The sequence below is a fragment of the Pseudomonas sp. SBB6 genome (assembly GCF_024213215.1).
Lineage (GTDB): Bacteria > Pseudomonadota > Gammaproteobacteria > Pseudomonadales > Pseudomonadaceae > Aquipseudomonas > Aquipseudomonas donghuensis.
In genome coordinates this window covers 171,830-185,236 of record NZ_JANAVH010000001.1, presented here as the reverse complement: position 1 = coordinate 185,236, position 13,407 = coordinate 171,830, and the positions used below count along the sequence as shown (strand labels likewise).

General features: G+C 62.3%; 13 protein-coding genes. 8 read left to right on the top strand and 5 right to left on the bottom strand.

What is annotated here, in order from left to right:
* Positions 1 to 8 precede the first annotated feature (8 nt).
* The 4 genes from NLX68_RS00900 to NLX68_RS00885 all read left to right on the top strand — a co-directional run bounded on the left by NLX68_RS00900 (position 9) and on the right by NLX68_RS00885 (position 4,339).
* Positions 9 to 1,001, top strand: coding sequence for an asparaginase (locus tag NLX68_RS00900; RefSeq protein WP_254282206.1), 993 nt, complete (start codon positions 9 to 11; stop codon positions 999 to 1,001).
* Positions 1,002 to 1,061: 60 nt separating this feature from the next.
* Positions 1,062 to 2,054 carry an AraC family transcriptional regulator gene (locus tag NLX68_RS00895; RefSeq protein ID WP_254282205.1) on the top strand — a complete coding sequence of 331 codons (993 nt, stop codon included), beginning with the start codon at positions 1,062 to 1,064 and terminating at the stop codon, positions 2,052 to 2,054.
* Between the two features lie 141 nt (positions 2,055 to 2,195).
* A complete protein-coding gene (locus NLX68_RS00890) occupies positions 2,196 to 3,242 on the top strand; it encodes a histone deacetylase family protein (protein WP_254282204.1) in 1,047 nt (348 codons plus the stop codon).
* Positions 3,239 to 4,339 carry a polyamine ABC transporter substrate-binding protein gene (locus tag NLX68_RS00885; RefSeq protein ID WP_254282203.1) on the top strand — a complete coding sequence of 367 codons (1,101 nt, stop codon included), beginning with the start codon at positions 3,239 to 3,241 and terminating at the stop codon, positions 4,337 to 4,339. The genes NLX68_RS00890 and NLX68_RS00885 overlap by 4 nt, the downstream gene beginning before the upstream one ends.
* 3 nt (positions 4,340 to 4,342) lie before the next feature.
* Here the strand turns inward: NLX68_RS00885 and NLX68_RS00880 are convergent, their stop codons facing one another.
* Positions 4,343 to 5,872 (bottom strand): PLP-dependent aminotransferase family protein, encoded by a 1,530-nt coding sequence (locus NLX68_RS00880; protein WP_254282202.1) that lies wholly within the window; start codon positions 5,870 to 5,872, stop codon positions 4,343 to 4,345.
* Between the two features lie 90 nt (positions 5,873 to 5,962).
* Here NLX68_RS00880 and NLX68_RS00875 point away from each other — a divergent pair, with 90 nt between their 5' ends.
* Genes NLX68_RS00875 through NLX68_RS00865 form a run of 3 tightly spaced genes read left to right on the top strand, consistent with a single transcriptional unit; the run spans position 5,963 to position 7,733 of the window.
* Positions 5,963 to 6,592 carry an FMN-binding negative transcriptional regulator gene (locus NLX68_RS00875; protein WP_254282201.1) on the top strand — a complete coding sequence of 210 codons (630 nt, stop codon included), beginning with the start codon at positions 5,963 to 5,965 and terminating at the stop codon, positions 6,590 to 6,592.
* A gap of 12 nt (positions 6,593 to 6,604) precedes the next feature.
* A complete protein-coding gene (locus NLX68_RS00870) occupies positions 6,605 to 7,051 on the top strand; it encodes a GNAT family N-acetyltransferase (protein WP_254282199.1) in 447 nt (148 codons plus the stop codon).
* Between the two features lie 16 nt (positions 7,052 to 7,067).
* Positions 7,068 to 7,733: a GNAT family N-acetyltransferase gene (locus NLX68_RS00865; protein ID WP_254282197.1), complete on the top strand. Its 666-nt coding sequence runs from the start codon at positions 7,068 to 7,070 to the stop codon at positions 7,731 to 7,733.
* Between the two features lie 70 nt (positions 7,734 to 7,803).
* Here the strand turns inward: NLX68_RS00865 and oadA are convergent, their stop codons facing one another.
* Together oadA and NLX68_RS00855 are read right to left on the bottom strand one after the other, a co-directional pair.
* The gene (gene oadA, locus NLX68_RS00860) at positions 7,804 to 9,612 is read right to left on the bottom strand and encodes a sodium-extruding oxaloacetate decarboxylase subunit alpha (protein WP_254282195.1); all 1,809 of its coding nucleotides are present in this window, start codon (positions 9,610 to 9,612) and stop codon (positions 7,804 to 7,806) included.
* 10 nt (positions 9,613 to 9,622) lie between these two features.
* Positions 9,623 to 11,038 (bottom strand): acetyl-CoA carboxylase biotin carboxylase subunit, encoded by a 1,416-nt coding sequence (locus NLX68_RS00855; RefSeq protein ID WP_010222792.1) that lies wholly within the window; start codon positions 11,036 to 11,038, stop codon positions 9,623 to 9,625.
* 203 nt (positions 11,039 to 11,241) lie between these two features.
* Here NLX68_RS00855 and NLX68_RS00850 point away from each other — a divergent pair, with 203 nt between their 5' ends.
* Positions 11,242 to 12,189 (top strand): LysR family transcriptional regulator, encoded by a 948-nt coding sequence (locus tag NLX68_RS00850; RefSeq protein ID WP_162471128.1) that lies wholly within the window; start codon positions 11,242 to 11,244, stop codon positions 12,187 to 12,189.
* Here the strand turns inward: NLX68_RS00850 and NLX68_RS00845 are convergent.
* Both NLX68_RS00845 and hexR read right to left on the bottom strand, forming a co-directional pair.
* Positions 12,131 to 12,349, bottom strand: a complete 219-nt coding sequence (locus NLX68_RS00845; RefSeq protein WP_026001293.1) for a PA3496 family putative envelope integrity protein — start codon at positions 12,347 to 12,349, stop codon at positions 12,131 to 12,133. The two genes, NLX68_RS00850 and NLX68_RS00845, sit on opposite strands and share 59 nt — an antisense overlap.
* A gap of 111 nt (positions 12,350 to 12,460) precedes the next feature.
* Positions 12,461 to 13,327 (bottom strand): transcriptional regulator HexR, encoded by an 867-nt coding sequence (gene hexR / locus NLX68_RS00840; RefSeq protein ID WP_010222789.1) that lies wholly within the window; start codon positions 13,325 to 13,327, stop codon positions 12,461 to 12,463.
* Positions 13,328 to 13,407: the final 80 nt, after the last annotated feature.

The following is a 13,407-nucleotide window of genomic DNA, read 5'->3' as shown; positions in this document are numbered from 1 at the left end:
ACAGGCGTATGGCAACTGCGCAACCGGCCCGCAACATCATGGTGCTGTACACCGGCGGCACCATCGGCATGCAAGCGAGCGCCAACGGCCTGGCCCCAGCCTCGGGCTTCGAGCAACGGATGCGCGAGCAACTGGCTGGGCAGGCCGGTATTCCCGCCTGGCAGTTCCGTGAACTGCTACCGCTGATCGACAGCGCCAACATGACCCCGCACTACTGGCAGCGCCTGCGTGCGGCGATCATCGATGCGGTCGACGGGCAAAGCTGCGATGCCGTGTTGGTGCTGCACGGTACCGACACCCTGGCTTACAGCGCTGCGGCCATGAGCTTCCAGTTGCTTGGCCTGCAGGTCCCGGTGCTGTTCACCGGCTCCATGCTGCCAGCTGGTGTCGCCGACAGCGATGCCTGGGAAAATCTCACCGGGGCACTACAGGCCCTGGCTACAGGCGTCCCGCCCGGTGTGCAACTGTACTTTCACGGTGAGCTGCTGGCCCCGCACCATACGGCCAAGGTGCGCAGCTTTGGCCGTCATCCGTTCGTTACCCTCAAGCGTTTTGCCGGCGCTGGCGCGCCGCAACCCCTGCCCGCAGCACTCGACTATCGCCAACCGAAACAGGTCGCCAATGTCGCGGTGCTGCCCCTGGTGCCGGGGTTTGGCCCGCCACTGTTGCAGGCCGCGCTGGCCAGCGGTGTACAAGGCTTGATCCTGGAATGCTTTGGCAGTGGCACTGGCCCGTCCGACAACCCCGACTTTCTCGCCGCCCTGGCCGAGGCTCAGGCACGTGGCATTGTCGTGGTCGCCATCACCCAGTGCCATGAAGGCGGGGTTGAACTGGATGTCTACCAGGCCGGCAGCCGCTTGCGCCAGGTTGGCGTGCTGTCGGGGGGCGGCATGACCCGTGAAGCACTGTTCGGCAAGTTGCAACTGTTGCTGGGCAGCGGTTTGCCGGTTGCCGAGGTTCGGCGCCTGGTGGAGCAGGATCTTTGCGGGGAATTGCTGTAAGCGACTGAAGGCATACAAATTGCTCGATTTGTTTGGCCAACCTGCCGAAAGAAGCCGAGCATGCTCCATTCACACCTCACCACCCTCAACGCCGTGTCCCTGGTTCTGCAGGCCTTTCAAGGCCAGGGCCCCGGCGATGAAGCGCTGCTTGCCGGCAGCGGCATCAACCCGGCAGACCTGGGCCGCGCCGACTCGCGCATCACCACCCGCCAGGAGATGCTGGTGTGTGCCAATGCCGTGGCCCAGCGCCGTGAAGTGGGCCTGGAGCTGGGCCGGCGCATGCATGTTTCCTGCTACGGTATGCTCGGTTACGCCCTGCTCTCCAGTGCCACCTTAGGTGACGCTTTGCGCCTGGCGATGCAGTACCCGGCGCTACTGGGAACACTTTTTCAGCTGCGCCTGATCGACGACGGCGAGCGGGTCTGGTTCAGCGCCAGCGATTATCGCGAAGAACCGCAGCTGGCGGCGTTCAATGCCGAGTTCTGCCTGACCTCGCTGAAAGTCATCTGCGACGACCTGCTCGGCCAACCGCTACCGCTGCTGGCGGCACGCTTCGCCCACCCCACGCCCGATTACCATGCGCTGTATGGCGACAGCTTCGCCTGCCCGTTGCGCTTCGAGGCAGCCGACAATGCCTTCGCCTTTGCGCGCACATGGCTGGAGCAACCCCTGCCGCTGGCCGACCAGATCACCCACCGGGCCATGAGCGAGCGCTGCCGACGGCTAAACCTGGAGTTCACCGGTCGCCAGGCCTGGCTCGGGCGGATTCGCCAGCTGCTGCTCGAACAACTCGATGCGGCTCCCGGGCTGGAAGGCCTGGCGCGGCAGATGAACTGCTCGTCGCGCACCTTGCGTCGGCACCTGCAGGAGCTGGGCAGCAGTTATCAACAACTGCTCGATGAGCTGCGTTTCGAGCGTGCCAAGCAGCTATTGGCCGAAGATCAGCTGCCCATCTACCGCATCGCCGAACTGCTGGGCTTCAGCGAAACCGCCAGCTTTCGCCACGCCTTCATGCGCTGGAGCGGCGTTGCGCCAAGCCACTTCCGCGCCTGAATACGACGGTTGCACCGCCAGGGGGCGAAATCCGGACAGTCAGGCTGGCCATATCGGTCCCCTTTTGGCCGTTTCCGTCGTTCTGCACAGGGCCCGGGCCACCAACAATGGAGCGACGCCAGTGACCCGGAGAACAACAAGATGCTGACGATCTATTCCGATGACCACCGCCTGCACCATGGCCGCTGCGAGCTGATCGACGGGCAACTGATGCCCTGCTTCGAGATGCCTTCGCGCGCCGACCATGTTCTGGAGCGGGTAAAAACCCGCGAGTTGGGTGCAATCAAGGGGCCTGCCGACTTTGGCCGCGCGCCCTTGCTGCGCGTGCACAGTGCCGATTACCTGAACTTCTTCAAAGGCGCCTGGCAGCGCTGGACCCAGCTGGGCTACGAAGGCGACCTGCTGCCCTTCACCTGGCCGGCGCGCACCCTGCGCAGCGTCAAACCTAGCAGCCTGCACGGCGAACTCGGTTACTACAGCTTCGACGCCGGTGCGCCAATCACCGCTGGCACCTGGCAAGCGGCCTACAGCGCCGCGCAAGTTGCCCTCACCGCCCAGGCTGCGATCCAGACCGGCGCCCACAGCGCCTTCGCCCTCTGCCGGCCACCGGGACACCACGCCGCCAGCGATGTCATGGGCGGTTACTGCTACCTCAACAACGCCGCCATCGCCGCCCAGGCGTTCCTCGACCAAGGCCGGGGCAAGGTGGCAATCCTCGATGTCGACTACCACCACGGCAACGGCACCCAGGAAATCTTCTACCAGCGCCGTGATGTGTTGTTCGCCTCGATCCATGGAGATCCGCAGGCCGAGTTTCCGTTCTTCCTGGGCTATGCCGATGAGCAAGGCGAAGGTGAAGGCCTGGGCTACAACGTCAATTACCCGCTGCCCGCCGGTAGCGACTGGCTGACCTGGAGCAAAGCCCTGGATGAGGCCTGTGAGCGCATCGCCGCCTATGGCCCGGACGTGCTGGTGATTTCGCTGGGCGTGGACACGTTCAAGGACGACCCGATCTCCCAGTTCAAGCTCGACAGCCCCGACTACCTGAAGATGGGCGAACGCATCGCCCGCCTCGGCACGCCGACGCTGTTCGTCATGGAAGGTGGTTATGCAGTCGAGGAAATCGGTATCAACGCAGTGAACGTACTCGAAGGTTTCGAACGCGCCCAACAGGAAGCTCAAGCATGACCCGACTCAAGCGCCTGCTCGCCCCTCTGCTCTGCAGCACCCTGCTCGCCGGTAGCCTGGAGGCTGCCGAACAACGCACCCTGCGGGTCTACAACTGGTTCGACTACATCACCCCGCAAACCCTGGTGGACTTCCAGAAAGACAGCCAGGTCAAACTCATCTACGACATCTTCGACACCAACGAAGCCCTGGAGGCCAAGCTGCTGACCGGCAACTCCGGCTACGACGTGGTGGTGCCGTCCAACGTGTTCCTGGCCAAGCAGATCGAGGCCGGGGTGTTCCAGCCGCTGGACCGCAGCAAGCTGCCGAACTGGCAGCACCTGGACCCGAAACTGATGAAGCTGATCGAGGCCAACGACCCCGGCAACCAGTTCGCCGTGCCGTACATGTACGGCACCGTACTGATCGGCTTCAACCCGGCCAAGGTCAAGGCGGCGCTGGGCGACAATGCCCCGGTCGACAGCTGGGACCTGATCTTCAAGGAAGAGAACATCGCCAAGCTCAAGCAATGCGGCGTGGCCTTGCTTGACTCACCGTCGGAAATCCTGTCGCTGGCCCTGCAGTACCTGGGCCTGCCACCGAACAGCACGAAACCGGCGGACTACAAAAAGGCCGAAGAGCTGCTGCTGAAGATCCGCCCGCACGTCACCTACTTCCACTCCTCCAAGTACATGGCAGATATCGCCAATGGCGACATCTGTGTGGCGGTCGGCTACTCGGGCAGCTTCTCCCAGGCGGCCAACCGCGCCACCGAGGCGAAGAACGGCGTGGTCGTCGACATGCGCCTGCCCAAGGAAGGTGCGCCGATCTGGTTCGACATGCTGGCAATCCCCAAAGGCGCGGCCAACCCGGAAGATGCCTACACCTTCATCAACTACCTGCTGCAGCCCAAGGTGATCGCGCCCATCAGCGACTTTGTCGGTTATCCCAACCCCAACAAGGACGCCACCGAACTGGTTGCACCGGCCATCCGCAACAACCCCAACCTTTACCCCACCGAGCAAGCCATGGCCAAGCTCTACACCCTGCAGCCACTGCCACGCGATGCCGAGCGGGCGCGCACCCGCGCCTGGACCAAGATCAAGGCCGGGACCTGATCGTCACTGACGCCAGGCCCGCCGCAAGCGGGCCAGGGCATCGGCAATAGCGGCTTCGCCCACGGCGGCGAAGCCCAGTACCAGCCCCGCACGCTCATCCATAGGGACCGTCGAGTCTGGCAGCCAGTAATCGCTCAGGGCATTGAGCTCAACGCCTACCGCTTCAGCACGGGCGATCAACTCCTGTTCGCGGGCATAGCTGTCGATATCGACTTTCACGTGCAATCCTGCCGCGACGTCCGGCATGGCGCCAACGCCGGGAACGTCCATGGGCCACCCAGCCTTTAACGCATTGCGTCGACTCAGCGCGGCCCTGCGCATGCGCCGGATATGCCGCTGAAAATGCCCCTGGGCCATGAACTGCGCCATCACCGCCTGAGTACCCACCTCCGAGTGCCGCACGGCCAGCGCCCGACAGCGAGAAAAGGCTTGTACCAGCTGCTTTGGCAGCACCAGGTAGCCCAGGCGTAGCGCCGGAAAGGCGATTTTGCCGAAGGTGCCGACATACAACACCCGCCCGCTACGATCCAGTGCCGCCAAAGGCGCCAGCGGGTCGCCGCTGTAGCGGTACTCGCCATCGTAGTCGTCTTCAATGATCCAGCCGTCCTTGCGCTCGGCCCAGGCCAGCAGTTCCAGGCGCCGGGCCAGGCTCATGGTGACGCCGGTCGGGTACTGGTGAGACGGCGTCACGTAGCTGAGGCGGCAATGCTCCACGGCATTGAGCGCTGCGCAGTCGAGCCCTTCATGGTCCACCGCCACTCCTTGCACCGTTGCCCCGGTCAATGCGAAGGCGTTGCCAGCGGCGCGGTAGCCGGGGTTTTCCACAGCCACTACTTCGCCAGGCTCCAGCAACAGCTGTGCACAAAGACTAATCGCCTGCTGCGCGCCACTGGTGATCACAATTTGTTCAGCCGCACACGAAAGCCCACGAGATCGACGCAAATAGGTCGCGATCAGCTCGCGAAGTTGCGGCTCGCCAGCCGGGTCGCCATAACCCAGCGCAGCAGGATCGGGATTACGCCAGAAACCCGCCTGAAGCTTGGCCCAGACGTCGAACGGGAACAGGTCGAACGCCGGCAAACCGACACGAAAAGCCCGCGGCGGACCGCTTTTAGGCGCCGGTAGATGGTTGTTTTGCAGACGGTGCATTGGACCACTGTGGATAACTTTACTGGATGAATCCTCAGTATTTTCCGTTGTTTTTGTGGATAACCCTGTGGAAAAACCCAGGGATAACCCTGTGGATACTTTTGTGGATAGTTTTGGCAGGTGGCTGACATAGGTGCCATCGCCCACCCGGCTTTCGATATAGCCTTCGGCATACAGCTGGTCATAGGCGCGCACTACGCTGTTGCGCGACAGCGCTAGCACCTGCGCCATGTCGCGGGTCGCCGGCAAGCGCGTGCCGCTGCTCAAGCGACCGTCCAGCACCCGCAGGCGCAGGGCGTGGTAGAGCTGGCGGCTAAGGCCCTGACGGCGATCAAGGACGATGCCCGTCGGGTCGAACGGCAAAGTGAAAGGACGCTCGCTCATGACATTGGACCTATGAAATTATCTTGAAATGGCTCTTACCTTAGTCCAATAGCCTGCCTAGGATTGAGCCATTCGCCAAGGACAATCCATATGTTCACACCTTCGAGCCACAAGGAAACCGATCTCGACCGCCTGCATCAGCAGATCGAACAAACGCGCCTCGCCGTGCTGGTCACCCACGGCGAGCAGGGTCTGCAGGCCAGCCACCTCCCCCTGTTACTGGATCGCAGCCAGGGCAGCAACGGCACCCTGTACGGCCACTTCGCCCGGGCCAACAAGCAATGGCAGGAGCTGGCCAACGGCGCCGAGGCGCTGGTGGTGTTTGCCGGACCGGATGCGTATGTCAGCGCGGGTTACTACCCCAGCAAGATCGACGACCCGCGCACGGTACCGACCTGGAACTACGTGACGGTGCACGCCTGGGGCAAGGCCGAGGTGTATCACGACGCCGAGCGCCTGCTGGCTATCGTCAGGCGCCTGAGTGATCAGCATGAACAAAGCCAGGCCAAGCCCTGGTCGGTGGAAGAAGCGCCGGCCGACTACATGGCCGGCATGCTCAAGGCGATCGTCGGCTTCGCCCTGCCCATCGAGCGCCTGCAAGGCACACGCAAACTTAGCCAGAACCGTTCGGCCATCGATATCGAAGGCGTGCGCAAAGGCCTGGCCAACAGCACCGATCCCCTGGACAACCAACTGGCCGCCCTGATGGGCCAACCTTGAAGGAGCATGCCTATGGCTAGCATAACCATCCGCCCCGTCACTGCCGCCGATCACAGTGCCTGGCTGCCGCTGTGGCAGGCTTATCAGCGCTTTTACCAAACCCGCATCGCCGACGAGGTCAGCGCCGTGGCCTGGGAGCGTATGCTCGACCCCAGCGAGCCAACCAATGCCGCGCTGGCCTGGGTCGACGGCAAGGCGCTGGGCATGGTCCACTGGATCTATCACCGCTCCAACTGGAGCATCGAGAATGCCTGCTACCTGCAGGACCTGTACGTGCAAAGTGAGCAGCGTGGCCTGGGTATCGGCCGCCAATTGATCGAATATGTCTACGCTACGGCAAAGGCGGCAGGTTGCGCCAAGGTGCACTGGCTGACCCACGAAACCAATGCCACGGCTATCAGCCTGTACGAGCAAGTCGCCGAGCGGCCCGGCTTCATTCAGTTCCGCAAACCGCTGTAAGCCAGAGGAGCCCCCCATGAGCAGTCCATTGCACTGGTATCCGGCCAAGCGCCCGCAACCTTCGACATTGACCGGGCGCTTCGTACGCCTGGAAAAACTCGACCCCAAGCGCGACACCGAAGACCTCTGGGAAGTGTTCCAGGGCCCCCAGGCCGATAACAAACTGTGGGATTACCTGGCCTACGGTCCGTTCAGCGAACGCGAGGATTTCGATCACTGGCTCGACATCAACGCCGCCAGCAGCGACCCGCTGTTCTACAGCGTCATTGACCTGGCCAGCGGCCAGACCCAGGGCATCCTCAGCTTGATGTCGATCGTGCCCGAACAGGGCCGCATCGAAATTGGCCACATCGCCTTCGGCGCCGCCATGCAACGCACGCCCAAGGGTACCGAAGCCATCTACCTGCTCGGCAAGCTCGCATTCGCGCTGGGCAACCGCCGCCTGGAATGGAAGTGCAACAACGACAACGCCCGCTCCAAGCGCGCTGCACTGCGCTTTGGCTTCACCTTCGAAGGGGTGTTTCGCAAGCATATGGTGATCAAGGACCGTAACCGCGACACGGCGTGGTTCTCGATTACCGATGATGAATGGCCGGCGATTGCGGCGGGGTTTGAGCGCTGGTTGGCGGAAGATAACCAGCGCCCTGAAGGGCAGGTGCGGACACTGCAAGCGTGTCGGTAGGTGCATGCAAAAAAAAAAGGGGAGCATACGCCCCCCAGAGGTTAACCGCTTGTAGATGAGGGCCTGAAAATCAGCCCTCGATCTCGATCAGGATCTCGCCCGGGTTGACCCGGTCGCCCTTGGCCACGTGAATGGCGGTGACCTTGCCGGCAATTGCCGCCTGCACTTCGGTCTCCATCTTCATTGCCTCGGTAATCAGCACTGGCTGGCCGGCCTTGACCATGTCGCCTTCCTTGACCAGCACATCAACGATGTTGCCCGGCATGGTGGTACTGACATGGCCCGGTGCGCTGGCCTGTTTGCGCTTGCTGCCGCCGCCGCCGACGAACTCGTTGAGCGGCTCGAACACCACTTCTTCAGGCATGCCGTCGATGGACAGGTAGAAGTGGCGCTTGCCTTCGGCCTTGACGCCAACACCGGTGATATCCACCCGGTAGGTTTCACCGTGCACATCAATGACGAACTCGGTCGGTACGCCTTCGCCACCGGCCGAAGCCACGGCACCGGCTTCCGGAATCGGCAGCAGCACTTCAGGGGTCAGGGTGCCGGCCTCACGCTCTTCGAGGAACTTGCGCCCGATGTCCGGGAACATGGCGTAGGTCAGCACGTCTTCTTCCGACTTGGCCAGGGCGCCAATGTCGTTGCGCAGCTTGGTCATTTCTGGCTTGAGCAGGTCGGCCGGACGCACATCGATGACTTCTTCGCTACCGATGGCCTGGCGCCGCAGTTGTTCGTCGACCACACCCGGGGCCTTGCCGTAGCCGCCCTGCAGGTACAGTTTCACCTCGTTGGTGATGGTCTTGTAGCGCTCGCCAGCAAGTACGTTGAAGAACGCCTGGGTGCCGACGATCTGCGAGGTCGGGGTCACCAGCGGCGGAAAGCCGAGGTCTTCACGCACCCGCGGGATCTCCGCCAGCACTTCGTTCATGCGGTTGAGCGCGCCCTGCTCCTTGAGCTGGTTGGCCAGGTTGGAAATCATCCCGCCCGGTACCTGATTGACTTGCACGCGGGTATCGACAGCGGTGAACTCGCTTTCGAACTGGTGGTATTTCTTGCGCACGGCATAGAAGTACAGGCCGATTTCCTGCAGCAGTTCCAGGCTCAGGCCAGTGTCGAATTCGCTGCCCTTGAGGGCCGCGACCATCGACTCGGTGCCCGGGTGGCTGGTGCCCCAGGCAAAGCTGGAGATGGCGGTGTCGATATGATCGGCGCCGTTCTCGATAGCTTTGAGCTGGCACATGGCGGCCAAGCCGGCGGTGTCGTGGGAATGGACGAACACCGGCAGCGATTGCTCGGCCTTCAGTGCCTTGACCAGCTCGCCGGTGGCGTACGGGGTCAGCAGGCCGGCCATGTCCTTGATTGCTACCGAGTCGCAACCCATGGCTTCCATCTGCTTGGCCTGGGCGACGAAGGCTTCGATGGTGTGCACGGGGCTGGTGGTGTAGGCGATGGTGCCCTGGGCATGTTTGCCGGCGGCCTTGACCGCTTCGATGGCGACGCGCAGGTTACGCACGTCGTTCATGGCGTCGAAGATGCGGAACACGTCGATGCCGTTGACCGCTGCCTTGGCGACGAAGGCTTTGACCACGTCGTCGCTGTAGTGGCGGTAGCCCAGCAGGTTCTGCCCACGCAGAAGCATCTGCAGGCGGGTGTTGGGCAATGCCGCGCGCAGCTTGCGCAGGCGCTCCCACGGGTCTTCCTTGAGGAAGCGCACGCAGGCATCGAAGGTCGCCCCGCCCCAGACTTCCAGCGACCAGTAGCCGACTTTGTCGAGCTTGTCGCAGATCGGCAGCATGTCTTCGGTACGCATGCGGGTGGCCAGCAGGGACTGGTGGGCGTCGCGCAGGATTGTGTCGGTTACAAAGATTTTCTTGGACATTATGGGTTCCTCACAGGCCTGCGTGGGCGGCAATGGCGGCAGCGATGGCCAGGGCCAGCTCTTCGGGTTTGCGCTTGATCGAGTAGTTGGTCAGTTCCGGATGGCTTTCAACGAAGCTGGTATTGAACTGACCGCTGCGAAATTCCGGGTTGCGCAGGATTTCCTGGTAATAGGCGGCGGTGGTCTTCACCCCTTGTACGCGCATGTCGTCCAGGGCCCGCAGGCCGCGGTCCATGGCTTCTTCCCAGGTCAGCGCCCAGACCACCAGTTTCAGGCACATCGAGTCATAGAACGGTGGAATGGTGTAGCCGGTGTAGATCGCCGTGTCGGTACGCACGCCCGGGCCGCCGGGTGCGTAGTAACGGGTGATCTTGCCGAAGCTGGGCAGGAAGTTGTTTTTCGGGTCTTCGGCATTGATCCGGAACTGCAGGGCGAAGCCGCGGTGCTGGATGTCTTCCTGCTTGACCGAGAGCGGCAGGCCGGAGGCAATGCGGATCTGCTCGCGAACGATATCGATGCCGGTGATTTCTTCGGTGATGGTGTGTTCCACCTGCACCCGGGTGTTCATCTCCATGAAGTACACCTCGCCATCGGCGAGCAGGAACTCCACGGTGCCGGCGTTCTCATAACCCACGGCCTTGGCCGCGCGTACCGACAGGTCGCCGATGTACGCGCGCTGTTCGGGGGTCAGTTGCGGGCTCGGGGCGATTTCGATGAGTTTCTGGTTACGCCGCTGGATCGAGCAGTCGCGCTCGAACAGGTGCACGACGTTGCCGAAGCTGTCGCCGAGGATTTGCGCCTCGATGTGTTTCGGGTTGACGATGCATTTTTCCAGGAACACTTCCGCAGAACCAAAGGCCTTGGTCGCTTCGGAGATCACCCGCGGGAAAGCCTGTTCCAGCTCTTCACGACTGTTGCAGCGACGAATACCACGGCCGCCACCGCCGGAAGTGGCCTTGAGCATCACCGGATAACCGATGCGGTCGCCTTCAAGCAGCGCTTCGTGGATGTCGGCGACGTTGCCTTCGGTGCCCGGGGTGACCGGTACACCGGCCTTGATCATGCTGCGGCGGGCTTCGGTCTTGTCGCCCATGCGACGAATGACTTCTGCCGAAGGGCCGATGAATTTGATCCCACGTTCGGCGCAGATGTCCGCAAGTTCAGCGTTCTCAGACAGAAAACCATAACCGGGATGCAGCGCATCACAACCGGTTTCCACGGCCAGGTTCACCAGCTTGCGCGGGTTCAGGTAGCCGGCCAGGGGCTCGGCACCAATGCTGTGGGCCTCATCGGCACGTTTGACGTGCAAGGCATGGCGGTCGGCGTCGGAGTAGATCGCCACGGAACGGATGCCCATCTCGGCGCAGGCACGCACGATTCGAACAGCAATTTCACCGCGGTTGGCGATCAGGATCTTTTTTATCACTGGAGTATTCCCAAGGCCGCTAGAACAAACGAGCCGGCAACGCCGGTCGGCGCGTGACCAATCGTCGCTGGCCAGTCGCATCTTTACCCTAGCGCTGTCTCTGGATAAACAAAAATCAATATTTATTAGGGTGTGCATAAGCAAAAGCTTATAGTGCTGTTACAAGGTTTTGCCGGGGCTTGAGAGAAATGCGTAAGTCATTGATGCGTATGACATTGCGTCAACTTCAGATCTTCAATGAGGTCTGTGATTTGCGTTCCTACAGCCGGGCGGCCGAGGAGATGAACCTGACGCAACCCGCCGTTAGTCTACAAATCCGTCAACTCGAAGAACTGGTCGGCCAGCCGCTGTTCGAGTACGTCGGCAAAAAGCTCTACCTGACCGACGCCGCCGAAGCGCTGCAGCGCGCTAGCCGCGACATCTTCGGGCGCCTGGAGAGCCTCGACATGCAGCTCTCGGACATGCAGGGCTCGCTGCAAGGGCAACTGAAGCTGGCGGTCGAGTCCAGCGCCAAGTACTTCGTTCCGCACCTGTTCGCCGCCTTCAAGCGCCTGCACCCGGAGGTCAATCTTACCCTCACGGTGGTGAACCGGGCCCAGGCCATCCGTCGCCTCTCGGACAACCGCGATGACCTGATCATCATGTCCATGGTGCCTCAGGACATGGGCCTGGAGTTCCTGCCATTCCTGAACAATCCGATTGTAGCCGTGGCGCCGCCCGATCACCCACTGTGCAAGCTCGACAGCCTGCGCCTGCAGGACCTTGAGCCGCACACCCTGCTGGTGCGCGAACAGGGCTCGGGGACGCGCAAGGCTTGCGAAGAGTACTTCAAGGAAAAGCGTGTGCACTTCACCCAGACGCTGGAGGTGGCCTCGGCCGATGCCCAGCGCGAATGCGTGATCGCAGGCCTGGGCATCGCCCTGCTGACCCGCCACGCGCTGAACCTGGAACTGGCCACTGGCGTGCTGCGCGAGCTGCCGGTCGAAGAGCTGCCACTGTACCGCAGTTGGTGCGTGGTGCAGTCCAAGGCCAAGCGGCAGTCGCCGGTGGCCCTGGCCTTTTTAGCGTTCATTCGTAGCGAACGTGCGCAGATCAGCGGGCTTGTTGAGCGTTTCTCGGGGATTCTGCCGCCGATACCTGCCACACGCTGAGGGTCTGCAGGTCGGCGTAGTCGGTGATTTCCTGCAGCAGGCGGCGCTGCTCGGAGTAGCTTTCGATCGCGCGGCGAAACTCCATGCGACGCTGGTCTTTTTCCTGCTGCTTGCGGGATTTGGCGTTGGGTTGGTACGAGCCATCGAATTCACGAGCCATTGCATATCTCCCTTTTCGAGTGCGGGAGCTTTAGCCTGACGACGTGGCATTACGATTTGGCGGCGAGCCAATGACAAATCAATGAAACCCTGGCGGCCAGCGCCACAGGTCTCAGTCGTCCATCGCCTTGATCGACTTGGGCGATAAACGCAGGCTGCGCAAGCTGCGCTTGACGCTCTTGAGGTGGTTGACCAGGCTCGGCCCGCGAGCCATGGCAACGCCCATGGCCAGCACGTCGATCACCACCAGGTGGGCGATACGCGAGGTCAGCGGGGTGTAGATCTCGGTGTCTTCGTGCACGTCGATGGCCAGGTTGACGGTCGACAGCTCGGCAAGCGGCGTCTGGCTCGGGCACAGGGTGATCAGCGTGGCGCCGCTTTCGCGCACCAGGTTAGCGGTGATCAGCAGGTCCTTGGAACGCCCCGACTGGGAGATGCAGATCGCCACATCGCCAGGCTTGAGGGTAACCGCCGACATCGCCTGCATGTGCGGGTCGGAGTATGCTGCCGCCGTCAGCAACAGGCGGAAGAACTTGTGCTGGGCATCGGCCGCCACCGCACCCGAGGCACCAAAACCATAGAACTCGACGCGCTGGGCCTGGGCCATGGCCGTGACCGCACGTTGCAAGGCCTGCGGGTCGAGGTGCTCGCGCACCTCCATCAGCGTATGCAAGGTGGTGTCGAAGATCTTCAGGCTGTAGTCGGCAACCGAGTCGTCCTCATGAATCGCGAACTGGCCGAAACTCGCCCCCGCCGCCAGGCTCTGGGCCAGCTTGAGCTTGAGGTCCTGAAAGCCGGAACAACCGATCGCACGGCAAAAGCGCACGATAGTCGGCTCGCTGATACCAACGCTGTGGGCAAGGTCGGCCATGGAGCTATGCATGACGGCCGCAGGATCAAGCAGCACGTGATCGGCAACCTTGAGTTCCGATTTGCGTAGCAGATGGCGCGACTGGGCGATGTGTTGCAACAGATTCAAGGGCAGGACTCGGTTATGATCGACTGACCGGGTTGTAGCTTTCTTGTAGTTATACTACATGACCGGCGACCCGCCCAGCT